We start from the raw sequence: 24,249 nt of genomic DNA, 5'->3' as shown, positions 1-24,249 counted from the left end.
GGGGTTCAACACGGCGATGATGGCAGGGTTGCGGCGCTCAGTTCTCCAGCATGATGTTGGCGGCGCGGATCACCGCGCCCCAGCGCTCGCGCTCGGCGCGCACGAAGTCGGCCAGCCCCTCGGGCGTGGTGGCCTCGGGCGCGGTGGCCTGCTGGCGGAACACCTCGGCCACCGCGGGCTGGCGCAGGGTCTCCGCCGTGGCCTGCGACAGGCGCAGCACCGCCGCCGCGGGGGTGCGCGCCGGCACGTGGAAGGCGAACCAGTTGCCCGTCACCACCTCCGTCCCCGCCTCGCGCAGGGTCGGCACGCCGGGCAGCAGCGCCAGGCGCTCGGCGCTGGTCACCGCCAGGATGCGCACGCGCCCGTCCCGCGCCAGCGCCTCGGCGCCGCCGGCGGGCAGCACCATGGCGTCCACCTGGCCCGCCGCCACCGCCGTCATGCCCGGCGCCTGGCCGGTGAAGGGCACGTGCAGCATCTCCACCCCCGCCGCGCGCGCCACGCGCTCCATGGACAGGTGCGAGGCCGAGGCCACCCCCCAGGAGGCGAAGGTCACCTGCCCCGGCCGCTGCCGCGCGGCCGCCAGCAGCCCGGCAAGGTCGGTCACGCCCCGCTGCGAGGGGCCGACCATCAGCGCGAAGGGCACGCGCGCGAACAGGGAGACGGGGGCGAAATCCGCCTGCGGGTCGTAGGGCAGGCGGCGATAGGCGAAGGGGTTAATGGCGTGGGTGTCGGCGTTGGAGACGAACAGGGTGTGCCCATCCGCCGGCGCCCGCGCCGCCGCCTCCGCCCCCACGCCGCCATTGGCGCCGGCCCGGTTCTCGATCACCACCGGCTGGCCCAGCCCCGCCTGCAGGGAAGGCGCCATGGCGCGGGCCAGGATGTCCGTCACGCCGCCGGCGTTCCACGGCACGATCACCCGCAGCGGGCGGTCGGGGAAGGCCAGGGCCGGGGTGGCCAGCAGGGCGGTGCCGCCGCCCAGCAAGGCGCGCCGCGTGGCATGGGTCATGGTCGGTTCCTCCGGATGGTGTTCTTGCCGCGGGCGATTGTTGCGGCAGGATGCCAGGGGATGCCAGGGGGGAGGCCAAAGCCATGCCATGGAGCGGATTGCGCGACGCCTGGGGCGCCGCCCTGCGGGAGGACCCCGCCCTGCCGGCCATGCTGCACGGCACCGGCGCGCGCTTCGCGCTGGACGATGCCGTGGTGCTGGCGCTGGCCGAGGGCGGCGCCACGCTGGAGGAGCCCGGCCCGGCCGACGCCGCCTTCCACGCGCCGCCCGGGGCGTGGGAGCGCTTCCTGCGGCCGCTCCCGCCGCGGCACCACCACAACCTGTTCGCGCTGCGCATGCGCGTGCCCGGCTTCAGGGTGGAAGGCGACGAGCGCGCCTGGGCCCGCCACGCCCGCCCGCTGCGCCGCGCGCTGGAGGTGGCGCGCTGGGTCCGCAACGGCGGCCGCGGGGCGCCCCCCGCCCGGCTGCGCCCCGCGCTGGGCACCCCCGCCCCCTGCCCCGCGGCGCGCGGCCGCTACGTCACCGTGCGCGCCCAGGGCCGCGACTGGGTGCTGCATGGCGAGGAGGCGGGCGACGGCCCGGCCATCCTCGGGCTGCACACCGCCGGCGCCGATGGCCGCCAGTTCCACCGGTTGATGGCCGAGCCGCGGCTGGCCAGACACCGGCTGGTGACGATGGACCTGCCCGGCCACGGCCGCTCGCCCGCCGCGGCCGCCCCGGGCGAATGGGCGCTGACGACGGACCTCTATGCCGAGCTCATCCTGGGCTTCATGGACGCCTGGGGCTTCGCGGCGCCGCCCGTGCTGCTGGGCGCCTCCATGTCCGGCGAGATCTGCCTGGAGATGGGGTTGCGCGCGCCGGAGCGCTTCCGCGGCATCGTCGCCTGCGAGGCGAGCGCGCACATCGCCGGCCGCCGCACGCCCTGGCCGCTGGATGCCGGGGTGAACGCGATGGCCTTCACCCCCGAATGGGTGGAAGGGCTGATGGCGCCGCAATCCCCCGCCGAATGCGCGGAGGAGGTGTGGTGGCACTACTCCCAGGGCGGGTACGGCACCTTCCCAGGCGACATCCTGTTCTATTCGGGCGGGTGGGACGCGCGGGAGCGCATCCACCTGCTCGACACCTCACGCTGCCCGCTGGTGATGCTCACCGGCGAGTACGACTACTCCTGCACCGCCGAGCACAGCGAGGACACCGCGCGCCGCATCCCCGGCGCGCGGTTCGCGATGATGGAAGGGCTGGGCCACTTCCCCTTCGCGGAGAACCCGGCCCGCTTCCTGGACCACCTGCTGTCGGCGCTTCAGTCGTTCCCGGAGACGTCCACCCAGCGCAGGTAGGGCCGGTCGGCCTTCCAGCCCTGCGGGAAGCGCGCCTTGGCGTCCTCGTCCGACAGGCTCGGCACGATGATGGCCTTGTCGCCCTTCTGCCAGTTCACCGGCGTGGCCACCTTGTGGCTGTCGGTGAGCTGCAGGCTGTCGATGACGCGCAGCACCTCGTGGAAGTTGCGCCCGGTCGAGGGCGGATAGGTCAGCGTCAGCCGCACCTTCCGCTGCGGGTCGATGACGTAGACGGTGCGCACGGTGACGGAGGGGTCGGCCTCCGGGTGGATCATCCCGTAGAGCTCCGAGACGTGCTTCGCCGGGTCGGCGATCATGGGGAAGTTCAGCGCCGCGCCCTGCGTCTCGCGGATGTCCTCGGCCCAGGCGTCGTGGCGGTCCAGGCCGTCCACCGACAGGCCGATGACCTTGACGTTGCGCCTGTCCCATTCCGGCTTCAGCCGCGCGGCCTCGCCCAGCTCCGTCGTGCAGACCGGGGTGAAGTCCTTGGGGTGGGAGAAGAACACCACCCAGAAGCCCGCCGCCCAGTCGGAGAAGCGGATGGGGCCGGCGGTGGTGTCGGCCTCGAAGTCGGGGGCCACCTGGCCCAGGGAGATCTGCGTCATGTGATGGTCCTTCCGTCAGAGCAGCCGTGCCAGCAGCACGACCAATGCAAGCACGCCCAGGCTCAGCGTCGCCACGTCGCGGGCCGGGGCCCAGTCCTCCTCGTCACGCATGGACGCACCCCTGGGGCAGGCGGCCTGTCGGCTGTTGATCGTCCATGTGAAATCCAGGCCCCACCATTGCGCTTGCGTGGAACGTAGATTGATGTTTTCACTCTTGGCAAGCGGATTGAGCGAGGCGACGCCATGAAATCTTCCCCGGCCGAGGACATCAAGCGCGGCAGCCACGGCCTGCGCGGCCCCATCGCCGCCGAGCTGGACGCCAGCCACGCCAAGGGCGGGCTGAGCGAGGCCGCTTACACCCTGCTGAAGTTCCACGGCACCTACGAGCAGCACGACCGCGACACCGCCACCGCCCGCAAGCAGGCCGGCGAGGACAAGGACTGGTCCTTCATGGTGCGCGTGCGCGCCCCGGCCGGGCGGCTGAGCGCGGCGCAATGGCTGGCGCTGGATGCGCTGGCGGACAGCCACGCCGACGACACCCTGCGCCTGACCACCCGCCAGGGCGTGCAATTCCACGGCGTTTTGCGGGAGAACCTGCGCGGCACCATCGCCGGCATCCACGGCGCGCTGCTGACCACCCTGGCCGCCTGCGGCGACGTGGTGCGCAACGTCATCACCACCCCCGCCCCGCGGCGCGACGCCATCCATGCCCTGCTGGAGCGCGAGGCCTTCGCCCTCTCCGACGGGCTGCTGCCGCGCACCCGCGCCCATCATGAGATCTTCCTGGGCGGCGAGCCGGTGGCGGGCGAGGCGGAGGACGCGCTGTACGGCGCCACCTACCTGCCGCGGAAGTTCAAGATCGCCCTCATCCACCCCGACGACAACTCCGCCGACGTGCTGGCCAACGACCTGGGCTTCATCTGGCAGCCCCAGGGGTGGATCGTCACCCTGGGCGGCGGCATGGGGATGACGCACAACAAGCCCTCCACCTTCCCGCGCCTGGCCGACCCGGTGGCCTTCATCGGCCACGGCGAGGTGCTGGAGGTCGCCCGGGCCGCCGTGCGCCTGCACCGCGACCATGGCCGCCGCGACGACCGCAAGCAGGCCCGCCTGAAATACGTGCTGCACGAGAAGGGCGCGGAGTGGGCGCGCGCCCGGCTCTCCGCCGACCTCGGCCGCCCGCTGGCGCCGCCGCCGCCGCTGCCGCGCCTGTCGGTGCCCGAGCACCTGGGCTGGCACCCCCAGGGCGACGGGCGGCTGTGGCTGGGCCTGTCCATCCCCTCCGGCCGCGTGGCGGGGGAGTGGCGCGCGGCGCTGCGCGAGGTGGTGGAGGCCACCGGCGCCGACCCCATCGCCACCCCCCAGCAGGACCTGCTGCTGAGCAACATCCTCCCCACCGACCGCTCGGTGGTGGAGGCCATCCTGCGCTTCCACGGCATCCCGCTGCCGGAGACGCTGTCGCCGCTGGCGCGCCACACCCTGGCCTGCGTGGCGCTGCCGACCTGCGGCCAGGCGCTGGCCGAGGGCGAGCGCGTGCGCGACGCCATCGTCGAGGGCATCGAGGCCGAGCTGCTGGCGCTGGGCCTGCTGGGCGAGCGCATCTCCCTGCGCATCACCGGCTGCCCCAATGGCTGTGCCCGCCCCTACCAGGCGGAGATCGGCGTGGTGGGGCGGGCTCCGGGCCTCTACACCCTGTTCATCGGCGGCGCCTTCGAGGGCACGCGGCTGAACCGCGCCGTGGCCGACAAGGTGCCGCTGGACGAGATCCCGCGCAGCTTGCGGCCCTGGCTGCGCCGCTGGGCGCAGGAACGCGGCGCGGGCGAGGGCTTCGGCGATTTCTGGGCGGCGCGCGCGGAGGCGGCGCTGGCCCTGGCGTCCTGAAGGGGGAGGTTGGTAGTGGTGGGCGGACTTGAACCGCCGACCCCGGCATTATGAGTGCCGTGCTCTAACCAGCTGAGCTACACCACCGCGTGGCGCGCGGTTTACGCCGCCGCTCCCGCCGCGTCAACGCGGGCGGCACGGATGAAGCCCGCCGCCAGCACCCGCGCGCCGTCATACAGCACCGCCGCCTGGCCGGGCGCGGCGATGGCCGGGGCGTCGGGCCGCAGGCGCAGCGTCGCGCCGTCCCACAGGGCGGTGGCGGGCTGCGGCTCCTCACGCGCGCGCAGCTTCGCCGTGCAGCGGAACGGGCTCTCCGGCGGCGGCGCCAGCCAGTTCACCTCGCCCGCCAGCACCTCGGGCACCGGCACGGCGTCGCGCGGGCCCACCACCACGCGGCGGCGCCCGGGCTCCAGCGCCGTCACGAACAGGCGCTCGGCCGCGGCGATGCCCAGGCCCCGGCCCTGCCCCACCGTGTAGCGCGCGATGCCCTGGTGCCGCCCCAGCACGCGGCCCGCGGCGTCCACGATGTCGCCGGGCTCCAGCGCCTCGGGGCGCAGCTTGCCCACCAGCGCGTCGTAGCGGCCCTCGGGCACGAAGCAGATGTCCTGGCTGTCGCGCTTCCCAGCCACCGGCACGCCCAGGCGCTGGGCATGGCCGCGCACCTCCGCCTTGGTCGGCATGCCGCCCAGCGGGAACAGCACGCGCGCCAGCTGGGCGCGGGTGGTGTGGGCCAGGAAGTAGCTCTGGTCGCGCTGCGGGTCGGCGGCGCGGTGCAGCTCGGCCTCGCCGCCGGGCCCGTCCAGGCGGCGGGCGTAGTGGCCGGTGGCCAGCCGGTCACAGCCCAGGTCGTCGGCCAGTTCCAGCAGGTCGGTGAACTTCACCGTCTGGTTGCAGCGGATGCAGGGGATGGGGGTCTCGCCGCGGGCGTAGCTGTCGGCGAAGTCGCCGATCACGGCGTCGCGGAAGCGCTGCTCGCGGTCCAGCACGTAGTGGGGGATGCCCAGGCGCTGCGCGACGTCGCGCGCGTCGCGGATGTCCTGCCCGGCGCAGCAGGCGCCCGGCTTCCGCACCGCCGCCCCGTGGTCGTAGAGCTGCAGCGTGGCGCCCACCACCTCGTGCCCCTGCTCCACCAGCAGGGCGGCGACGGCGGAGGAATCCACGCCGCCGCTCATGGCAACCAGCACCCGCATCACCTTCGCTCCGCTGCGGCGCTGCGGGGGGCAACCAGCACCCGCATCACCCTCGCTCCGCTGCGGCGCTGCGGGGGACAACCAGCACCCGCATCACCCTCGCCCTGCTGCGGGGGGCGGCCAGCACCCTCACCCCGCGTTCAGCCCCTGCTGCCAGAAGCGTTGCTCCAGCCGCGCCGCTTCCGCGAAGTCGCGCGCCAGGCGGGCGAAGCGCGCCTCGCCGCCGTGGCTCACGCCCAGCGCGTCGATGCGAAGGGCGGCGGCCGAGGCCAGCTGCTGGTAGTCGGCGGCGCCATAGGTCTCGATCCAGGAGCGGTAGGGGTTGCCCTCCAGCACCGTCGCCGGGTCGGCCAGGATGCGGCGCGCCACCTCGCCATAGCCCACCGTGCAGGGGGCCAGCGCCACCTCCAGGTCCAGGATGTCGCCGGCCAGGCCGCGGTCCATCACCCAGCGGGTGTAGGAGACGGTCTCGGCCGTCTCGGGCACCGCGGTCACCTCGGCTTCCGAAAGCCCCCATTCGGCGCAGTAGCGCAGGTGCAGCTTGGTCTCGTCGAGGATGGCGAGCACGGCGGCGGCCTTGCCGCGCATCGCCTCCAGGCTCTCGCCCTTCACCACCGCCAGCGCCTTGGCGCGGGCGAAGTGGATAAGGAACAGGTAGTCCTGGATCAGGTAGTGCCGGAACGCCGCCAGCGGCAGGGTGCCGCGCGCCAGCCCCTGCACGAAGGGGTGCCAGGTGTAGCCGGTCCAGTCCCCACCGGCGGCGTCGCGCAGGCGGCGGAACAGCCCGCCGGGCGCGCCGAACGCCAGCGGGTCCAGCCTCACTTGGAGGAGGCGGGCAGCTTCACCACCAGCCCGTCCAGCGCCTCGGTGATGATGATCTGGCAGCCCAGCCGCGACGTCTCCTGCAGGTCGAAGGCGAGGTCGAGCATGTCCTCCTCGTCCTCCGTCGGCTCCACCAGCCGGGGGAACCAGGAGGGGTCCACCACCACGTGGCAGGTCGAGCAGGCGAGGCTGCCCTCGCAGGCGCCCTCGATGTCCACGCCGTGGCGATGCGCCACCTCCAGCACCGACAGGCCCAGCGCGGCGTCCACTTCGCGGCGCGTGCCGTCGCGCTCGATGAAGGTCATCTTCGGCATGGGCTTGGCTACTCCGCGGCGTGCTGGTGGTGGGTCAGGCGGGCCCAGGCGTCGCAGAGCAGTCGCGCGGCGGCATGGGCTTCGGCGGGCGAGGTAAAGCGCCCCAGCCCCACGCGCAAGGTGGCGGCGGATTCCGCGGCGTCCAGCCCCATCGCCGTCAGCACGTAGGAGGGCGCCACCTCCGCCGAGGAGCAGGCCGAGCCTGTGGACAGGCACAGCTCCGGCACCGCCGCCATCAGCGCGGCCGCCGAGACGCCGGGGAAGGTCAGGTTCAGGTTGCCCGCCACCCGGTGCTCCAGCGAGCCGTTGACGCGCAGGCCGGGGATGCCCGCCCGCAGCCCGGCCAGCAGGATGTCGCGCTGGGCGGCGATGCGCCCGGCATCCAGCGCGCCCTCGGCCGCCGCGATGCGCGCCGCCGCGCCGAAGCCCACCGCCAGCGGCGCCGGGACCGTGCCGGAGCGCAGCCCCCGCTCCTGCCCGCCGCCGCTGAACAGCGGCTGCAGGCGCACCCGCGGCCGCCGGCGCACCCACAGCGCGCCGATGCCGCGCGGCCCGTACATCTTGTGCCCGGACAGCGAGACGAGGTCGGCGCGCATCTCCTCCACGTCCAGCGGCACCCGGCCGGCGGCCTGGGCGGCGTCCACGTGCAGGAAGGCCCCGGCCGCCTTGGCGATGGCGCCCAGCGCCGGCAGGTCCTGCACCACGCCGGTCTCGTTGTTCACCGCCATCAGGCTGACCAGCAGGGTGGGCACCTCCAGCGCCGCGCGCAGCGCCTCCGGGTCCAGGCGGCCATCGGCCTGCACCGGCAGCACCACCGGCTCGAACCCCTCGGCGGCGAGGTCGCGCACGGATTCCAGCACGCATTTGTGCTCGGTGGCGGCGGTGACGACGCGGCGGCGCGGCCCGTCGCGGTGGAAGCGCGCCAGCCCCTTGATGGCCAGGTTGTTGGCCTCGGTGGCGCCGGAGGTGAACACCACCTCGCGTGCCTCGCCGCCCAGCAGCGCCGCGACCTCGGCGCGGGCGGACTCCACCGCCTCCTCCACCGCGCGGCCCATGGCGTGCTCCGTGCTGTGGGGATTGGCGAAGTCGTCCTCCCAGAACGGGCGCATGGCCTGGCGCACCCGCGGGTCCAGCGGGGTGGTGGCGTGGTGATCCAGGTAGATGGGGCGGTTGGGGCGCATGGCCCGCCCTACATGGCAAGCCGGGCGCGGCGTGACGAGAGGCGGTCGCGCATGGCCCGCCATGCATGGAGGAAGCGCTCCGCCGCGTCCTCCGGCGCGTTCCAGGGCAGGGAGACGCGGATGCCGCACCCCGCATCCTCCCCGAACCCCATCGCCGCCAGCACGTGCGAGCGCGCGACCTTGCCCGAGGAGCACGCCGCCCCCGCCGACACCCGCACCCCGGCGAGGTCCAGCGCGATCACCTGCGTCTCGGCCGGCAGGCCGGGCAGCACCAGCAGCGCCGTGTTGGGCAGGCGCGGCGCGCCCCGCCCGGCGACGACGGCGCCCTCCGCCCCGGCCTCGATGGCGTCGCGCAGCGCGGCGAGGCGGGCGGCGGCGTAGGGCGCGGCGGCGGCGGCGCCCAGGCCGGCGATGGGGGCCAGCGCCTCCGTCCCGCCGCGCGCGCCGCGCTCCTGCCCGCCGCCGGCCAGCAGCGGCGGCACCGGCAGGCCGCCGCGCACCAGCAGCGCGCCCGCGCCGGCCGCCCCGCCCAGCTTGTGCGCCGACAGCGCCAGCGAATCCCCGGGAACCGGCGCATCCAGCCGCGCCGCCTGCACCGCATCCACGTGCAGCAGCGCGCCGTGGGCGCGGCACAGGGCGGCGATGGCCTCCAGCGGGTGCAGCACCCCCGTCTCGTTGTTGGCGGCCATGGCGCAGACCAGCGCCGGCGGGCCGTCGCGCAGCGCGGCCTCCAGCGCCGCCAGCGCCAGGGTGCCGTCGCGCTCCACCGGCAGTTCCGCGGCGCCGGGCGCGGCGGCGCGCACCGCCGCGTGCTCCGTGGCGCCCAGCAGCACGCGCCGGCCCCGGCCGAGCGCGTGCAGGGCCAGGGCGTTGGCCTCGGTGCCGCCGGAGGTGAACACCACCTCGCCGCCCCAGCGCCCGGCCAGCACGCGGCGCGCGCCCTCGATGACGCCGCGCGCCGCGCGCCCGCCGCCATGCACGGCGGAGGCGTTGCCGCCGAGGTCCAGCGCCCCGAGGATGGCCGCCCGCGCCTCAGGGCGCAGCGGCTCCGTCGCGTTGGCGTCGCAGTCCAGCGTCAGGGCGCGAGCGCCTCGTGGCGCTGCGGGCGCAGGGCGCGGCCGGCCACGCGGCCCTCCGCCACGTCGGCCAGGGTCACGCCCTCCAGGAAGATGCGGATCTGCTCGCCCAGCTCGGTCCAGAGGTCGTGCGTCAGGCAGCGCCGGCCATCCAGGCAGCCGGGCGAGCCTTCCTCGCAGCGGGTGGCCTTCAGCGGCTCGTCCACCGCGTCCACGATGTCGGCCACGGCGATCTGCGCCGCCGGCCGCGCCAGCCGGTAGCCGCCGCCCGGCCCGCGCGCCGAGGCGACCAGGCCGGCGCGGCGCAGCGGGCCGAACAGCTGCTCCAGGTAGGCGAGGGACAGCATCTGCGAGGCCGCGATCTCCGCCAGCGAGACCGGCGGCGCGGTCTTGCCGGGCAGGGGCTGGGGCCCGCGGGACTGACGCGCCGCGAGCTCCACCATGGCCATGACCGCGTAGCGGCCGCGTGTGGACAAGCGCATGACCAGAACCCCTTACCCGCCCGGCCGGGCTTCCCGTCATGCATCCTGCCGAACCCAGCCATGCGGAGGCCATGACGATTATATTAGAAAACGGCGAAACGGATGCCTATGATACAGGCACCCCGCAAGACCACCGGCGGGGCGCCCCGCACGGCCGGCCACACGCCCCTTTTCCCTTCCGGGAGGAGGCTAGGCAAGGCATTGGCCCGGCGCAACCGCGCGGGCTTCCAGGGTGGGAACGAAGCCGGCGCCCGCCGGTTGCTTTTGCGGCTTGCCGCGCCACAGGCGCGCGGGGCCGGTCCTGGCAGCCCCCCGGCTGCCCGGGCCTGCCCCACGCGCCCCAGAACGAAGACGGACGCGAAAGGACACCATGCCTGAAGTCATGTTCGCCGGCCCCGATGGCCGCCTGGAAGGCCGCTACCACCACGCCAAGCGCCCGAACGCGCCGGTGGCGCTGGTGCTGCACCCGCACCCGCTGCACGGCGGCACCATGAACAACCGCGTCGTCCACGGCCTGTACGGCCGGTTCGAGGCGATGGGCTTTTCCGTGCTTCGCTTCAACTTCCGCGGGGTCGGCAAGTCCCAGGGCCGCTACGACGGCGGCATCGGCGAGATCGGCGACGCCGCGGCGGCGCTGGACTTCCTGCAGATGGTGAACCCCAACGCCGCCATGCTGTGGGTCGCGGGCTATTCCTTCGGCGCCTATGTGGGCATGCAGCTGCTGATGCGCCGGCCGGAGATGGGCGGCTTCGTCTCCATCGCCGCCCCGGCCAGCCATTACGACTTCGGCTTCCTGGCGCCCTGCCCGTGCTCCGGCATGATCGTGCACGGCGAGGCGGACGAGCTGGTGCCCGTCTCCTCCGTCGGCAAGCTGGTGGACAAGCTGAACACCCAGAAGGGCGTCAGCATCGACTACCGCACCATCCCCGAGGCCGGCCACGTCTTCAACGCCGAGCAGGCGGCGGCGCTGGCCGACATGACGGAGGACCACGTGATGGGCGTCCTCAACCGCTCCCGCATGGCGCTGGCGGCGGACTGACGCGGCGCCTCTTCGCCCGCGTGGCAGGGGCCGGCTCCCGCAGGGGGGCCGGCCCCTTCTCGTTTCCCCTCCGCCGCTAGGCCGGCGGGGCGCCTTGCGCCTATCCTCCGCGGCCGGACGCCACGTCCGCGACGCGCGCGCCGCCCAAGCCGCGCCGGAGGAGATGCCCATGCTGCGCCGTGCCGTGCTCGCCCTGCCCCTCGCCGCCCCGGCCCTGGCCCAGCCCGAGTGGCGGCCCGAGCGCCCGCTGACCATGGTGGTGGCCTTCGCCGCCGGCGGCGGCACCGACCTGGCGGCGCGCACCATCGCCCGCTTCATGGAGAAGGACCTGGGGCAGTCCGTCGTGGTGCTGAACCGCCCCGGCGCCGGCGGGGAGATCGGCTTCGCCGAACTCGCCCGCGCCCGGCCGGACGGGCACACGGTCGGCTTCATCAACACGCCGCACATCGTGACGCTGCCCATCGAGCGCCGCACCCGCTTCCGGCTGGAGGACTTCCAGCTGCTGGGCAACATCGTGGACGACCCGGGCGGGCTGTGGGTGCGCGCCGATTCCGACATCCGCGACTTCGCCGCCCTGCTGGCCGCCGCCCGCGCCCGGCCCGGCACCATCGGCTACGGCACCACCGGCGTCGGCTCGGACGACCACCTGGCCATGCTGGCGCTGGAGCGGAAGTCCGGCGCCTCCTTCCTGCACGTGCCCTTCGGCGGCTCGGCGCAGGTGAAGCAGAACCTGCTGTCGCGCGCGATTCCCGTGGCGGTGATGAACGTGGCCGAGGGCGTGCACGAGATGCGCCAGGGCGTGCTGCGGCCGCTGGCGCAGATGGGCGCCGCGCGCTGGCCGGTGCTGGCCGAGGTGCCCACCCTGCGCGAGCTGGGCTTCGACGTGGTGGAGGGTTCCATGCGCGGCATGGCCGCCCCGGCCGGCCTGCCGCCGGAGGCGGTGGCCCGGCTGGCGCTGTCCGTCCGCCGCACCGTCGAGGACCCGGACTTCCAGGCCGCCGCCGTGCAGCAGAACCTGCCGCTGCGCTTCCTGGACCCCGCCGCCTACCTGGCCGAGCTGGCCGCCCTGCGCGCTGGCTACCAGGCGCTGTGGGACCAGCATCCCTGGCGGGAGTGACGCAACCAGCGCCCGCGTTCATGCATTGTTCGCCGCATGAGCGACGACAATCCCAAGACCCACCCCGAAGGCAACGCCGAGAAGGACCCCAAGGACTGGACCACCGGCGACGAGCCGATGACCGGCGCCCAGGCCTCCTACCTCAAGACGCTGTGCGAGGAGTCCGGCGAGGCCTTCGATAAGGGGCTGACCAAGGCCGAGGCCTCCATGCGCATCGACGAGCTGCGCGGGAAGACCGGCAAGGGCGGCTGAGCGCCGCCCCTGCCGCGCCCCTCACGCCGAGGGGTCGATCCAGCCGATGTGGCCGTCCTGGCGGCGATACACCACGTTGATCGCCTCCGAGGCGCGGTTGCGGAACACCAGCACCGCCAGCCCTTCCAGGTCCAGGCGCATGGTGGCCTCGCCCACCGTCAGCATGTGCACGTCGCGGGTGTCCTCCGCCACCACCGCCGGGTGGTCGGCGGATTCGATGGGCGTCGCCTCGTCGGCCAGGTCCTCCTCGGCATGGACCACGTATTCGCGCGCCACCCCGGCGGCCTCGCGCTCCGACGCCTGGCCGCGGGCGTGCTCGTTCACCCGGCGGCGGTAGCGGCGCAGGCGCTTGGCCACGTGCTCGGCCGCCACGTCGAAGGCGCGGTGGGCGTCCGCCCCCTGCCCTTCCCCGCGCATCACCAGGCCGCGGCCGGCATGGATGTTGATGTCGCAGGCGAAGGTGCCCGCGCCCTTGGCCGCCTTGGAGAAGGTCACGCGCGCCTCCAGCGCGTGGTCGAAGTACTTGTTGGTGATGGTGCCCAGCCCTTCCTCGACATGGGCCCGCAGCGCATCGCTGGTGGAGACCTGCTTGCCGGCGACGGTGATGTGCATCGTGCGATCTTCCTCCATCTGGGGTGCGGCCCGGCAGGGGCCTCCCCCGATCGCCAACGGCCCTGCCCGCGCTGGGCTTCAGGAAGCCGCGGCCTTGGCGCGCCGCCGTTCCACCGAGGAGGGGATGCGCAGCGCGTCCCGGTATTTGGCCACCGTTCGCCGCGCGATGTCCACGCCTTCGTGCCGCAGCCGGTCCACGATGGCGTCGTCGCTCAGCACCGCATCCGGCGCCTCGGCATCCACCATCGCCCGGATGCGGTGGCGCACCGCCTCGGCGCTCACCGCCTCGGCGCCGCCGGCGCCGGGCAGGGCGGTGGTGAAGAAGAACTTCAGCTCCAGCAGGCCGCGCGGCGTGGCGATGGACTTGTTGGCGGTGACGCGGCTGACCGTGCTCTCGTGCAGCTCCACCGCCTCGGCCACGTCGCGCAGCGTCAGCGGGCGCAGGAAGGCAATGCCGTGGCGCAGGAAGCCATCCTGCCGGCGCACGATCTCCGCGCCCACCTTCATGATGGTGCCGGCGCGCTGCTCCAGGCTCTTCACCAGCCAGGACGCGGCCTGGAGCTGCTCGGCCACGAAGGCGCGGTCCTCCTTGGCGCGGCAGGCCACCTGGGCGCGGGCGGCGAAGCCGCGGTTCACCAGCACGCGGGGCAGCGTCTCGGGGTTCAGCTCCAGCGTCCAGCCGCCCTCGTGGTCCGGGCGCAGCAGCAGGTCGGGGATCAGCGGGCGCAGCGGCGTGTCGTCGGCCCCGGCGCCGGGCTTGGGGTCCAGGCGGCGCAGCTCGGCCACCATCTCCGCCAGGTCCTCGGCGTCCACGCCGCAGGCGGCGCGCAGGGCGGCCATGTCGCGCCGCGCCAGCAGCGGCAGGTTGTCCAGCAGCCGCGCCATGAAAGGGTCCATGCGGCCCCGCTCCAGCAGCTGCGCCTCCAGGCATTGCCGCAGGTCGCGCGCGAACAGGCCGGGGGGCTCCATCTGCATCAGCCGGGCGCGCACCGCGGCGACCTCCGCCTCGGCGCAGCCCAGGGCGCGGGCGAACTCGGCATCGGCGGGCGCGACGCGGCCGGCGCCGTCCAGCGCCGCCAGCATCGCCGCGGCGATCACCTGCTCGCGGCCCGGGGCGCAGCCCAGGCGGATCTGCGCCGCCAGCCGCTCGCGCAGGGTGGGGCCCGGGGCTTCCGCCAGGTCCAGCGCGTCGGCGCCCTCGGCGAAGTCCGCGCGGCCGCCGGGGCCCATGGCGGGCTGCCACGCCTCGCCGTCCTCGCGCGCGTCGGGGGGGCCGGCGTCCAGCGCGGGGGGCAGGTGCGCCTCGGCCGCCGCGGCGGCGGCGGCGTCGGGCGGCGGCGCCTCCGGCGCGGCGGGGGCGGTGCCCTCGGCCATCTCCAGCAGCGGGTTGCGCGCCAGCTCCTCCTCGACGAAGGCGGCGACCTCCTGGTTGGAAGATTGCAGCAGCTTGATGGCCTGCCGCAGCTGCGGGGTCATCACCAGCGATTGCGTCTGCCGGATGTCGAGGCGGGGGGTCAGCGCCATGGCGTCAGCCGCGCCGCGGGCCGGAAGGGGGTGGCGTGGCGGGTCCCTGCACGGCGGCCCTAGAGGCTGAACTTCTCGCCGAGGTAGACCCGGCGGACCCCCTCATGCGCCACGATCTCCTGCGGGCGGCCCTCCATCAGCACCTGCCCGTCATGCAGGATGTAGGCGCGGTCGATGATCTCCAGCGTCTCGCGCACGTTGTGGTCGGTGATCAGCACGCCGATGCCGCGGTCCTTCAGGTGCTTCACCAGGTCGCGGATCTCGCCCACCGCGATGGGGTCGATGCCGGCCAGCGGCTCGTCCAGCAGGATGTAGGCGGGGTGGGTGGCCAGCGCGCGGGCGATCTCGCAGCGCCGGCGCTCGCCGCCCGACAGCGCCAGGGCCGGCGCCTTGCGCAGGTGGGAGATGCCGAACTCCCCCAGCAGCCCGTCCAGCATCTGCTCGCGCAGCTCGTGCTGGGGCTCCACCACCTCCAGCGCGGCGCGGATGTTGTCCTCCACGGAAAGGCCCCGGAAGATGCTGGCCTCCTGCGGCAGGTAGCCGATGCCCAGGCGGGCCCGGCGGTACATCGGCAGCCGCGTCACGTCCACGCCGTCCAGCGTGACGCGGCCGGAATCGGGCTTCACCAGCCCGGTGATCATGTAGAAGGTGGTGGTCTTGCCGGCGCCGTTGGGGCCCAGCAGCCCCACCGCCTCGCCCCGCCGGACCGAGACGGAGACGCCGCGCACCACCGGGCGCTTCTTGTAGCGCTTGCCCAGCTCCTCCGCGACCAGGCCGCCGCCGCCCTGGATGGCCTTCAGCGTCATCGCGGCGCCGCCCCCTGCCCGCGCTCGGGCACGATCAGCCCCTGCACGCGCGCGCCGGGCGCGGAGACGATGCGCGACACGCCGGTGTTCATGTTCACCAGCGCCTCGCGCCCGTTCACCTGGTTGTTGCCGCGGGTGATGCGGACATTGCCCAGCAGGCGCGCCAGCCCGGTGCCGGCGGAATAGACGCCGCGCTCGCCGCGCACCACCTCGGTGGCGGTGCGAATCTCCACGTTGCCGAACAGCTCGATGCGGTCGATGCGGCCCTGGCCGGGCGGCGGGGCCGCCGTGCCTTCCGTGCCCGGGCGGGGCTGCGCCACGCCGGGGCGGGCGGAGGCCTGGGTGGCGGCGCCCGGCTGCGGGTCGTCCAGCATGTAGGCCACCAGCGTGTCGGCGGTGATGCGCCGCCCGTCGGTGGTCACCACCACGGCGTCGCCGCGCGCCACCGCCATGCGCCGCGCGCTCCAGTACTCCAGGCTGTCGCGCGAGGTGATGGTCTGCTGCGGCGTGACGTAGGACAGGTTGCGACCGGTCATCACCAGCACCGCCTGGTCCATGTCGTAGACGCCGCGGTCGCCGGTGGCGGTGTCGGTGGCGGTGAAGATGCGCACGCCGCCCTCCGCCTCCATGCGCCAGATCTCGTTGCCGCCGCTCAGCGGCGTCTCGCCGGCCTGGGCGGGAGGCGGGGCGGGCGCGCGCGCGGCGGCGCCGCCGGCGGGGCGGTAGCGCGCCAGCAGGCGCTGGGCCTCCACCGTCGTGCCGTCGCGCACGGCGCGGGCGTTGCCGCGCGCCACCACCACCTGCTCGGCCTGCCGCCACTCGATGCCGTTCTCGGCCGTGATGTCCACCGGCCCGCCCTGCGAGAGGTCGAGCCCCTGCGCCGCGGCCAGGCCGGGCGCCAGCAGCAGGGCGAAGGCCAGGCGCCTCATTGCTGGCGCCCTTCCAGCACGGCGCGGGCGCGGCCGGTGAACACCATCACCGCGCCGCGCTCCGTCATGCGGAAGCCCTCGCTGTCGATGGTGCCGAAGGAGCCCTGGGCCTGGGTGGGGCGCTCGCCATGGGCACTGCCCTCGTTCAGCAGCACGGTCGCGGCCTCCGTCACGAAGAGGGTGCCGCCATCGTGGAAGATGCGGACATCGCCGTTCAGCTCCAGCACATGCGCGGGCTTGTCGTAGCGCCCGTCGCGCGATTCCACGAAGACCCAGGCGCCGTCGTTCAGCAGGATGTCGGCGCGCGGCGCCTCCAGCAGCATCACCTCCTCCTGCCCCACCTGCCGTCCGAGGCGGGCGGTGACGGTGAAAGGGCGGTTCAGCTCGTCCACGCCCTGGAAGCGCGGGCTGACCACCTGCAGCGATTCCCCCGTCACCGCCGGGCCGCGGCGGAAGGACAGCCGCCCTTCCCGCCCCTCGATCTCCGGCCACAGGAACAGCACCGCGAGCAGCGAGACGGCGATGGCCGGCAGCGCCAGCTTGACCAGCCACACCGCCCGGGCGCGGCGCTGCACCTGCCCCGCCGAGGGGGCCAGGCGCGCGCGGGACGGGTTGGGCACCCGGCGCCGCGCGGGGATGGCGGCGACGGCGGCCGGAGCCGGGTTCTGGGTCACCGGGGCTGTATGCTGCGACGGGGTCATCTGGTCAACGCAACTTCCGTGCCAGCTACACCCGCTCGCTGACCTTGATGGCCACCTTGCAGCCCAGCTTGATCGCCGCCGAGAGCAGGCGGTAGCCCGGCGTCAGCTCCGCCTCGTTGGCCAGGCCGATGTCGCGGTGCTCCAGCTCCTCGGCGCGGAAGCGGCGGATCTCGGCCTTCAGGGCGGCCTCGTCCTCGCCCAGCGCGGCTTCCTGGGCCTGGTAGTGCTCGTCGATCGCCTCCTCCACCGCGACGGTGCAGGCCATGGCGGCGCGCGCGCCCATCGCCGCGGTGGCGGCGCCCAGGACGAAGCCGGCGACGTGCCACACCGGCAGCAGGGCGGTGGGCCGCACCCGGCGCCTGGCGATGTGGCGGGAGAAGGTGTCCAGGTGCTCCTGCTCCTGCTCCTGCATGTGGCGGATCGTCGCCTCGTGCCGGGTGCCCTTCAGCACCGCGAGCTGGCCCTGGTAGATGCGCTTGGCGCCGTACTCGCCCGCGTGGTCCACGCGGATCACCCGCTCGAGGTAGCGGCGCGGGGTGGGGGTGGTCTCGGTCATCGCGGCTCCTTGGCGGCCCGCCGCGCGGCCAGCGCGGCGAGGCCCAACCCATAGATGAGGTTCATCCCCGCCATGGACAGGGGCAGCCCGGGGAGGAGGAAGGCGGGCTCGTCGCAGGGCCTGGTCGGCAGGGGGCGCAGGGCGGCCATCATCTCCTCCAGCGACTGCGCGGCGTTCAGCGTGGGCGCCTGGCAGCCGGCCAGCGGCGAGGGCCACCAGCGCCACTCCACGCCCAGGTGGAAGGCGGCGATGGCGGCGGACAGCGCGCAGCCCGCGCCCGCCGCCCACAGCAGCGCCCGCCGCCGCGCCGGCCAGGCCGCCGCCGCCAGGGCCAGGGCGCAGGCCGCCCAGTAGGGCGCGCGCTGCCACAGGCACAGCTCGCACGGCGCCAGGCCCCAGACGGATTCGCTGAGGCGCGCGAAGGCCGGCGCGAAGCCGGCCAGCAGGGCGATGAGGAGGGCGCCGGCCATCCCCGCCTTGTCGCGCCGCCCGCCCCCTTCCGCAAGCGCGCCCCCCGCGCCACCCTGCCGCCCAAGCCGGGGGGAGAGACGCGACATGCTGACCATCTGGGGGCGCGCCAGCTCCTCCAACGTCATGAAGGTGCTGTTCCTGTGCGAGGAGCTGGGCCTGCCCTTCCTGCGCAAGGACGCCGGCGGCGCCTTCGGCGTGACGCGGGACGCCGCCTACCTCGCGATGAACCCGATGGCGCGGGTGCCCACCATCGCCGAGCCCGACGGCTTCACGCTGTGGGAAAGCAACACCATCCTGCGCTACCTGTGCGCCCGGCACGGCGGGGCGGCGCTGCACCCGGCGGAACCGCGGGCCCGCGCCGCAGTGGAGCGCTGGATGGACTGGCAGCTGGCGCACCTGAACCCGCCGATGACCACCATCCTGTTCACCCTGTTCCGCACGCCGGAGGGGGAGCGCGACCTGCGCCGCCTGGCCCGCGCCACCGCCGAGGCGGAGGAGCTGTGGGCCATCGTCGAGGCCGCGCTGACGGGCAGGGCGTGGCTCTCGGGCGACGGGCTGGGCCTGGCCGACATCGCGCTGGCGCCCTACCTGCACCGCTGGCTGAACTTCCCGCTGGAGAAGCAGCGGCGCCCGGCGCTGGACGCCTGGCACGGGCGGCTGCTGGGCCGGCCGGGCTTCGCCCGCCACGTCGCGGTGCCGCTGGCATGAGGACCACGGTGACCCACGCCGCCGGCCGCGCCTTCGACGGCGGGCTGCGCGCCTTCTTCGCCTATGCCGGGCTGGGGGTGGCCGAGGCGACCGGCGGGCGCTTCGGCGCCCACGTCATCCGCGCCGTCCCCGGCGCGCATCCCGAGCCCAGGTGGCACTGGCACGAGCTGGAGTTCCAGCTGGTGTGGGTGGTGCGCGGCTGGGTGCGCTTCGAATACGAGGACATCGGCGAGGTGACGCTGGAGGCCGGCAGCAGCGTCCTGCAGCCGCCGCGGGTGAGGCACCGCGAGGTGGCGCACAGCGACGACCTGGAACTGGTGGAAATCACCGCCCCGGCCCAGTTCGCCACCCACCTGGCCGACTGAGCAAAAAAAATGGCGACCCATCGCTGGGCCGCCAAGTTTAGGGAGGAAACGTCCAAGAAAGCAACGAAGCGTGCTTCGCTGCTGCACCGGGATATAGCGCCCCAATCGTTCGCGTGCAAGCGATTTTTTGCATTGCAGCATGAGCGGCGCGCATGGGCCTCGCTGGCACGGCCCTTGCAGCGGGCGGGACATGCGACGCCTCCTCGCCATGCTGCTGTTCCTGCTGCTTCCGGTGCTGCCGGCGGGGGCGGAACCCACGCAGCTTTGCCGCGCCGCCATCGCTCGCGCCGAGGCCGCGGCGGGCATTCCCGCCGGGCTGCTGCAAGCGATCGGGCGGGTGGAATCCGGCCGGCGCGACCCGCAGACCGGGCAATTCGGACCCTGGCCCTGGACGATCAATGCCGAGGGGCGTGGGCATTTCCTGCCGAGCCGCGAGGCTGCGCTCGCCCTGGTGCGGGAGATGCAGGCGCGCGGGGTGCGCTCGATGGATGTCGGCTGCATGCAGGTGAACCTGCTGCACCACCCGCGCGCCTTCCCCTCGCTGGAGGAAGCCTTCGACCCGGACGCCAATGCCCGCTACGCGGCGCGCTTCCTGTCCGAACTGCAATCCACCCGCGCCGACTGGATGCTGGCCGCCGCGCACTACCATTCCCAGACGCCCCACTTCGCCGAGGCCTACCGCGCCCGCGTGCAGGCGGCCTGGGCGCAGACCGCGCCGCAGGCGGCGCAGGACCGCGCCCTGGCCCAGGCCCCGCCCCCCGCGGCGCCGCGGGTGCTGGCCAACGGCGCCGACCGCGTGCAGGTGGCGATGGCGGCGACGCCGGGTGCGGGGCGCGGGCTGGACGCCTACCGGGCGCAGCCGGTGCCGCTGGCGGCGCGCACGCTGCTGCCGGCCTTCCGACGGTGAAATAAACTGGACGCAATCATCTTGAAAGGTTCCCAACCTGCTGGCACATGGCTGACCAGCCGGGAAGGCATGGCTTCCCCGGGGGAGAGCAGGGAACCGAGCGATGAAGCGACTTTCCGTCCTGGCGGCCGCCGCGGCCGCCTTCATGACCTTCGGCGTCGGCGAGGCGCTGGCCGGCCGCGACCTCGACCAGATCAGGCAGCGCAACGTGCTGCGCTGCGGCGTGCAGGGCCCCTCCAACCCCGGCTTCGGCGTGCCGGACAGCCAGGGCCGCTGGCAGGGCTTCAACGTGGAGATCTGCCGCGCCGTGGCGATCACCATCTTCAACGACCCCAACCGGGTGGAGTTCGTCCCCGTCACCACGCAGAGCCGCTTCCCGGCCCTGGCGGCGGGCGAGGTGGACATCCTGTCCAACAACTCGACCTGGACGCTGACGCGCGATTCCAACGTCAACCGCTTCAACTTCCCCGCCATCGTCTTCTACGACGGCCAGGCGGTGATGGTGCCCCGGCGCCTGAACGTGACCAGCGCCCGCCAGCTGAACGGCGCCACCGTCTGCGTGCAGCCCGGCACGACCACCGAGATGAACCTGGCCGACTACTTCCGCCAGAACAACCTGCGCTTCACCCCGGTGGTGATCGCCGACCTGGACGAGCTGCGCCGCGCCTATGACAGCGGCCGCTGCGACGTCTTCACCAACGACTTCGCGGCGCTCGCCGCCCAGCGCACCCTGCTGACCCGCCCGGCCGACCACGTCATCCTGCCCGAGCGCATCTCCAAGGAGCCGCTGGGCCCGGTGATCCGCCAGGGCGACGAGGAGCTGACCAACATCGTCGCCTGGACCGTCTTCGGCCTCATCGACGCCGAGGAGTTCGGCATCACCGCCGCGAACGTGGAGCAGATCGCCGGCTCGGCCACCGACCCGCGGGTGCGCCGCCTGCTGGGCGCCGAGGGCAACATGGGCGAGAGCCTGGGCGCGGCCAACCCGCAATACATGCGCACCATCATCCGCGCCTTCGGCAACTACGGCGAGATCTTCGAGCGCCACCTGGGCACCCAGACCCCGCTGGGGCTGGAGCGCGGCCAGAACAACATCTGGACCCGCGGCGGCCTGCTCTACGCGCCCCCGGCGCGCTGACGGCCTGCAGCTTCCGCCGGCGCGCCAGTGCGCCGGCGGCCTTCCTGTTTGCCGGGGCAGGCGAATGAGCAGCACGACCATCCCATCCATGCCGGCAGCCCGCCCGCTGCTCCCGTTGCCCGGTGGCGCCACGGCGCGCGGCCTGCTGTGGCAGGCGCTGCTGCTGGCCGCCGTGGTGCTGCTCGGCTGGTCGCTCTACGACAACATGCTGCGCAACATGGCGGCGCGCGGGCTGCAGTTCGGCTTCGGCTTCCTGTCGCGCTCCGCTGGCATCCCCATCGGCGAGTCCGCCATCCCCTACACCCCGGCCGACACCTACGCCCGCGCGCTGACGGTGGGGCTGCTGAACACGCTGCGCGTCGCCGTGGTGGGCATCGTCCTCTGCACGGTGCTGGGCGTCGCGCTGGGGCTGGCGCGGCTCTCCTCCAACCCGCTGCTGCGCGGGCTGACCGGCGGCTACATCGAGCTGATCCGCAACACGCCGCTCGTGCTGCAGCTGGTGTTCTGGCACACGATCATCCTCCAGCTTCCTTCCGTGCGGCAGGCGCTGAACCCGCTGCCGGGCGTGTTCCTGTCGCAGCGCGGCCTCAAGCTGCCGGCGCCGCTGGCCGAGCCCGCCCTGTGGTGCGTCCTGCTGGCCGCGCTGGGCGGCGCCATCCTGTGGCACGCGCTGCTGCGGCGCGAGCGCGCCCGCCAGGCCGCCACCGGCGAGCGCCGGCCGACCGTGCTGCCCGGCCTTGCCGCGCTGCTGGGGCTGCCGCTGCTGTCCGCCCTGCTGATCGGCGCGCCCACGCTGCAATGGCCCGAGCTGGCGGGCTTCAACTTCGAGGGCGGGCTGGCGCTGTCGCCCGAGTTCTTCGCCCTGCTGGTCGGGCTGGTCGTCTACACCTCCGCCTTCATCGCCGAGATCGTGCGCTCGGGCATCCAGGCGGTGCACAAGGGGCAGTGGGAGGCCGCGCGGGCGCTGGGCCTGCCGGGCGGGCGCATCATGCGGCTGGTGATCCTGCCGCAGGCGCTGCGCGTCATCATCCCCCCGCTCACCTCGCAATACCTGAACCTGACCAAGAACTCCTCCCTGGCGGTGGTGATCGGCTACCCGGACCTCGTTTCCGTCGCCAACACCTCCATCAACCAGACCGGGCAGGCGGTGGAGGTGATCGCCATCTTCATGGCGGTCTACCTGCTGATCTCGCTGCTCACCTCGGCCCTGATGAACGCCTACAACCGCGCGGTCGCGCTGAAGGAGCGCTGAGCGATGAGCGCCGCCGCCCCTGCCCTGCCCTCCTTCGCCGGGCGCGCCATCGCCTTCGTGAAGGCGTGCTTCACCGGGCCGCTGAACATCCTCATCAGCCTGGGCTGCATCGCCCTGCTGGTGTGGCTGCTGCCGCCGGTGCTGGACTGGGCGCTGTTCTCCGCCACCTGGAGCGGCGACGCCGCCGCCTGCCGCGCCAGTGGCGGCGCCTGCTGGGCCTTCATCCGCGAGAAATTCTGGTTCTCCGTCTTCGGCCTTTATCCCTACGAGGAGCGCTGGCGGCCGGCGGCGATGCTGCTGGTCCTGGTGGCGATGGTCGTCGCCTCCACCCAGCGGCGCTTCTGGAACCGCTGGCTGCTGGTGGCCTGGGCGGTGGCGGCGCCGCTGATGCTGCTGCTGCTGGCCGGCGGCGTCTTCGGCCTGCCGCACGTGCAGACGCGGCAATGGGGCGGGCTGGTCATCACCGGCGTGATCGCCGTCTATGGGCTGGCGCTGGGCTACCCGCTGGCGATCCTGCTGGCGCTGGGCCGGCGCTCCAGCCTCCCGCTGGTGCGCTGGTTCTGCACGGCGGTGATCGAGGTGGTGCGCGGCGTGCCCCTCATCTCCCTGCTGTTCATGGCCGCCATCATGCTGCCGCTGTTCCTGCCCGAGGGCGTGACGCTGGACCGGCTGGCCCGCGTGCTGGTGGCCTACACCCTGTTCACCGCCGCCTACATGGCCGAGGTGGTGCGCGGCGGGCTGCAGGCCATGCCGCGCGGCCAGTACGAGGCCGCGGAGGCGCTGGGCCTGCCCTACTGGAAGAAGATGCGGCTGGTGATCCTGCCGCAGGCGCTGTCCCTCACCATCCCGGCGCAGGTCAACACCTTCATCGGCCTGTTCAAGGACACGACCCTGGTGGTGGTGATCGGCGTGTTCGACTTCTTCACCACGCTGCGCGCCGCCCTGGGCGACCCCAACTGGCTGGGCTTCCCGACGGAGGCCTACGTCTACGCCGCCGGGGTCTACTTCATCCTGTGCTTCACCATGAGCAAGTACAGCCAGCGGCTGGAGGCCGACCTGCGGCGCGGCCACCGCTAGTAGGTGGCCCGTCCGCCCGAGCAGTCGAACACCGCACCGGTGGTGAAGGACACGCCGTCCGAGCACAGGAAGGCGGCCATCTCCGCCACTTCCTCGGCCAGGCCGAAGCGGCCCATGGGGATCTTTGCCTTCATCCACGCCACCTGCTCGGGCGTCATCTGCCGGAACAGCTCGGTCTCCACCGCCGCGGGCGCGATGGCGTTCACCCGCACCCCCGTCTCCGCCAGCTCCTTGCCGAGCGACTTCACCATCCCAATGACCCCGGCCTTGGCGGCGGAATAGGCGGAGGCCATCGGGTTGCCCTCCTTGCCGGCCACGGAGGCGATGACGACGATGCGCCCGGCGTCGCGCAGGCGCATGCCCGGCACCACGGCGCGGCAGCACAGGAAGGCGCCGACGAGGTCCACCTCGATCACCCGCCGCCACTCCGCCACTGGGTAGTCCTCCAGCCGGTGGTTGGGCCCGGTGATGCCGGCATTGGCCACCAGGATGCCGACGGGGCCCAGCGCTGCCTCCGTCGCGGCGAGGGCACGCGCGACCGAAGCCTCGTCGGTGATGTCCACCACCTGCCGGTCATCAGCCGGCTGGGCGGCGAGCGCCGCGGCGTCCATGTCCCACAGGGCGATTCGCGCGCCCTCCGCCGCCAGCCGCCTGGCGATGGCGAGGCCCAGGCCCCGTGCGCCCCCCGTGACGACCGCCACCTGCTCCCGGATGCCTTGCATCGGACTTTCCCTCCGTGTTGCGGCAAGCAGGCCGCTTGCAACCATCGCCGTCAAGCATACCCATGCCTCGTCAGTAATTATCAAGACATGTCCAGAAAAATCTCGGTAATCTCTTTATTGGACGTTGCTACCGGTTGTGCAACATGAAATGGCTGCACCCAGCAAGCATCATGCGCGCC

Annotated in this window: 27 protein-coding genes and 1 tRNA gene; 11 read left to right on the top strand and 17 right to left on the bottom strand. The window is 73.8% G+C overall.

The window, feature by feature from the left end; translation table 11 throughout:
- Positions 1-37: 37 nt before the first annotated feature.
- Entirely contained in the window at positions 38-1,006 is a 969-nt protein-coding gene (locus ACI6QG_RS01295; RefSeq protein WP_407022746.1) for a Bug family tripartite tricarboxylate transporter substrate binding protein, read from the bottom strand.
- 98 nt (positions 1,007-1,104) lie between these two features.
- On the opposite strand from ACI6QG_RS01295, the gene ACI6QG_RS01290 reads away from it, so the two are divergent.
- Positions 1,105-2,343 carry an alpha/beta fold hydrolase gene (locus tag ACI6QG_RS01290; protein ID WP_407022745.1) on the top strand — a complete coding sequence of 413 codons (1,239 nt, stop codon included), beginning with the start codon at positions 1,105-1,107 and terminating at the stop codon, positions 2,341-2,343.
- On the opposite strand, the gene ACI6QG_RS01285 is transcribed toward ACI6QG_RS01290, so the two are convergent.
- A complete protein-coding gene (locus ACI6QG_RS01285) occupies positions 2,307-2,948 on the bottom strand; it encodes a peroxiredoxin (RefSeq protein WP_407022744.1) in 642 nt (213 codons plus the stop codon). The genes ACI6QG_RS01290 and ACI6QG_RS01285 overlap by 37 nt on opposite strands.
- A 243-nt stretch (positions 2,949-3,191) precedes the next feature.
- On the opposite strand from ACI6QG_RS01285, the gene ACI6QG_RS01280 reads away from it, so the two are divergent.
- Positions 3,192-4,829 carry an NADPH-dependent assimilatory sulfite reductase hemoprotein subunit gene (locus ACI6QG_RS01280; protein WP_407022743.1) on the top strand — a complete coding sequence of 546 codons (1,638 nt, stop codon included), beginning with the start codon at positions 3,192-3,194 and terminating at the stop codon, positions 4,827-4,829.
- 10 nt (positions 4,830-4,839) lie between these two features.
- Here the strand turns inward: ACI6QG_RS01280 and ACI6QG_RS01275 are convergent.
- From ACI6QG_RS01275 to ACI6QG_RS01245, 7 genes are all read right to left on the bottom strand, one after another.
- Positions 4,840-4,916, bottom strand: a tRNA-Met gene (locus ACI6QG_RS01275).
- 14 nt (positions 4,917-4,930) lie between these two features.
- Positions 4,931-6,019: a tRNA 2-thiouridine(34) synthase MnmA gene (gene mnmA, locus ACI6QG_RS01270; RefSeq protein ID WP_407022742.1), complete on the bottom strand. Its 1,089-nt coding sequence runs from the start codon at positions 6,017-6,019 to the stop codon at positions 4,931-4,933.
- 129 nt (positions 6,020-6,148) lie between these two features.
- Entirely contained in the window at positions 6,149-6,841 is a 693-nt protein-coding gene (locus ACI6QG_RS01265) for a TenA family protein (protein WP_407022741.1), read from the bottom strand.
- On the bottom strand, positions 6,838-7,155 hold the full coding sequence (locus ACI6QG_RS01260; RefSeq protein WP_407022740.1) for a ferredoxin family 2Fe-2S iron-sulfur cluster binding protein: 318 nt from the start codon (positions 7,153-7,155) through the stop codon (positions 6,838-6,840). The genes ACI6QG_RS01265 and ACI6QG_RS01260 overlap by 4 nt, the downstream gene beginning before the upstream one ends.
- 8 nt (positions 7,156-7,163) lie before the next feature.
- Complete coding sequence (locus tag ACI6QG_RS01255) at positions 7,164-8,336, bottom strand: cysteine desulfurase family protein (RefSeq protein WP_407022739.1); 1,173 nt, start codon at positions 8,334-8,336, stop codon at positions 7,164-7,166.
- A gap of 8 nt (positions 8,337-8,344) precedes the next feature.
- Positions 8,345-9,415: a cysteine desulfurase family protein gene (locus ACI6QG_RS01250; protein ID WP_407023040.1), complete on the bottom strand. Its 1,071-nt coding sequence runs from the start codon at positions 9,413-9,415 to the stop codon at positions 8,345-8,347.
- Complete coding sequence (locus ACI6QG_RS01245) at positions 9,412-9,894, bottom strand: Rrf2 family transcriptional regulator (protein ID WP_407022738.1); 483 nt, start codon at positions 9,892-9,894, stop codon at positions 9,412-9,414. Before ACI6QG_RS01245 ends, ACI6QG_RS01250 begins: the two co-directional genes overlap by 4 nt.
- A 370-nt stretch (positions 9,895-10,264) precedes the next feature.
- On the opposite strand from ACI6QG_RS01245, the gene ACI6QG_RS01240 reads away from it, so the two are divergent.
- The 3 genes from ACI6QG_RS01240 to ACI6QG_RS01230 all read left to right on the top strand — a co-directional run bounded on the left by ACI6QG_RS01240 (position 10,265) and on the right by ACI6QG_RS01230 (position 12,302).
- Positions 10,265-10,933, top strand: coding sequence for an alpha/beta hydrolase (locus tag ACI6QG_RS01240; RefSeq protein ID WP_407022737.1), 669 nt, complete (start codon positions 10,265-10,267; stop codon positions 10,931-10,933).
- 169 nt (positions 10,934-11,102) lie between these two features.
- Positions 11,103-12,050, top strand: a complete 948-nt coding sequence (locus ACI6QG_RS01235) for a tripartite tricarboxylate transporter substrate binding protein (protein WP_407022736.1) — start codon at positions 11,103-11,105, stop codon at positions 12,048-12,050.
- A 36-nt stretch (positions 12,051-12,086) separates the two neighbouring features.
- On the top strand, positions 12,087-12,302 hold the full coding sequence (locus ACI6QG_RS01230; RefSeq protein ID WP_407022735.1) for a DUF3072 domain-containing protein: 216 nt from the start codon (positions 12,087-12,089) through the stop codon (positions 12,300-12,302).
- Positions 12,303-12,323: 21 nt separating this feature from the next.
- On the opposite strand, the gene hpf is transcribed toward ACI6QG_RS01230, so the two are convergent.
- The 7 genes from hpf to ACI6QG_RS01195 form a co-directional block, all read right to left on the bottom strand.
- Complete coding sequence (gene hpf, locus ACI6QG_RS01225; protein ID WP_407022734.1) at positions 12,324-12,914, bottom strand: ribosome hibernation-promoting factor, HPF/YfiA family; 591 nt, start codon at positions 12,912-12,914, stop codon at positions 12,324-12,326.
- 78 nt (positions 12,915-12,992) lie between these two features.
- Positions 12,993-14,438, bottom strand: a complete 1,446-nt coding sequence (rpoN, locus tag ACI6QG_RS01220) for an RNA polymerase factor sigma-54 (protein ID WP_407022733.1) — start codon at positions 14,436-14,438, stop codon at positions 12,993-12,995.
- A 59-nt stretch (positions 14,439-14,497) separates the two neighbouring features.
- On the bottom strand, positions 14,498-15,244 hold the full coding sequence (gene lptB, locus ACI6QG_RS01215; protein ID WP_407022732.1) for an LPS export ABC transporter ATP-binding protein: 747 nt from the start codon (positions 15,242-15,244) through the stop codon (positions 14,498-14,500).
- Positions 15,241-16,173 (bottom strand): LptA/OstA family protein, encoded by a 933-nt coding sequence (locus ACI6QG_RS01210; protein ID WP_407022731.1) that lies wholly within the window; start codon positions 16,171-16,173, stop codon positions 15,241-15,243. Before ACI6QG_RS01210 ends, lptB begins: the two co-directional genes overlap by 4 nt.
- Positions 16,170-16,847 carry an LPS export ABC transporter periplasmic protein LptC gene (gene lptC, locus ACI6QG_RS01205; protein WP_407022730.1) on the bottom strand — a complete coding sequence of 226 codons (678 nt, stop codon included), beginning with the start codon at positions 16,845-16,847 and terminating at the stop codon, positions 16,170-16,172. Before lptC ends, ACI6QG_RS01210 begins: the two co-directional genes overlap by 4 nt.
- 52 nt (positions 16,848-16,899) lie before the next feature.
- The gene (locus ACI6QG_RS01200) at positions 16,900-17,430 is read right to left on the bottom strand and encodes a demethoxyubiquinone hydroxylase family protein (protein ID WP_407022729.1); all 531 of its coding nucleotides are present in this window, start codon (positions 17,428-17,430) and stop codon (positions 16,900-16,902) included.
- The gene (locus ACI6QG_RS01195) at positions 17,427-17,900 is read right to left on the bottom strand and encodes a disulfide bond formation protein B (RefSeq protein WP_407022728.1); all 474 of its coding nucleotides are present in this window, start codon (positions 17,898-17,900) and stop codon (positions 17,427-17,429) included. The genes ACI6QG_RS01200 and ACI6QG_RS01195 overlap by 4 nt, the downstream gene beginning before the upstream one ends.
- An 85-nt stretch (positions 17,901-17,985) precedes the next feature.
- On the opposite strand from ACI6QG_RS01195, the gene ACI6QG_RS01190 reads away from it, so the two are divergent.
- The 6 genes from ACI6QG_RS01190 to ACI6QG_RS01165 all read left to right on the top strand — a co-directional run bounded on the left by ACI6QG_RS01190 (position 17,986) and on the right by ACI6QG_RS01165 (position 23,348).
- A complete protein-coding gene (locus ACI6QG_RS01190; RefSeq protein WP_407022727.1) occupies positions 17,986-18,609 on the top strand; it encodes a glutathione S-transferase family protein in 624 nt (207 codons plus the stop codon).
- Positions 18,606-18,974, top strand: a complete 369-nt coding sequence (locus ACI6QG_RS01185; protein WP_407022726.1) for a cupin domain-containing protein — start codon at positions 18,606-18,608, stop codon at positions 18,972-18,974. The genes ACI6QG_RS01190 and ACI6QG_RS01185 overlap by 4 nt, the downstream gene beginning before the upstream one ends.
- A gap of 190 nt (positions 18,975-19,164) precedes the next feature.
- Positions 19,165-19,881 (top strand): lytic transglycosylase domain-containing protein, encoded by a 717-nt coding sequence (locus tag ACI6QG_RS01180; protein ID WP_407022725.1) that lies wholly within the window; start codon positions 19,165-19,167, stop codon positions 19,879-19,881.
- A 103-nt stretch (positions 19,882-19,984) separates the two neighbouring features.
- A complete protein-coding gene (locus ACI6QG_RS01175; protein WP_407022724.1) occupies positions 19,985-21,019 on the top strand; it encodes an amino acid ABC transporter substrate-binding protein in 1,035 nt (344 codons plus the stop codon).
- Positions 21,020-21,107: 88 nt separating this feature from the next.
- Entirely contained in the window at positions 21,108-22,271 is a 1,164-nt protein-coding gene (locus tag ACI6QG_RS01170) for an amino acid ABC transporter permease (RefSeq protein WP_407022723.1), read from the top strand.
- Positions 22,272-22,274: 3 nt separating this feature from the next.
- A complete protein-coding gene (locus ACI6QG_RS01165) occupies positions 22,275-23,348 on the top strand; it encodes an amino acid ABC transporter permease (RefSeq protein WP_407022722.1) in 1,074 nt (357 codons plus the stop codon).
- Here ACI6QG_RS01165 and ACI6QG_RS01160 read toward each other — a convergent pair.
- Positions 23,345-24,070, bottom strand: a complete 726-nt coding sequence (locus ACI6QG_RS01160) for an SDR family NAD(P)-dependent oxidoreductase (RefSeq protein WP_407022721.1) — start codon at positions 24,068-24,070, stop codon at positions 23,345-23,347. The two genes, ACI6QG_RS01165 and ACI6QG_RS01160, sit on opposite strands and share 4 nt — an antisense overlap.
- Positions 24,071-24,249: the final 179 nt, after the last annotated feature.

This window comes from Sabulicella flocculans (assembly GCF_045449635.1).
In the GTDB taxonomy this organism is placed as follows: Bacteria; Pseudomonadota; Alphaproteobacteria; order Acetobacterales; family Acetobacteraceae; genus Roseococcus.
Note: the sequence above shows the minus strand (reverse complement) of the source record. Positions and strands in the feature narration are given on the sequence as shown.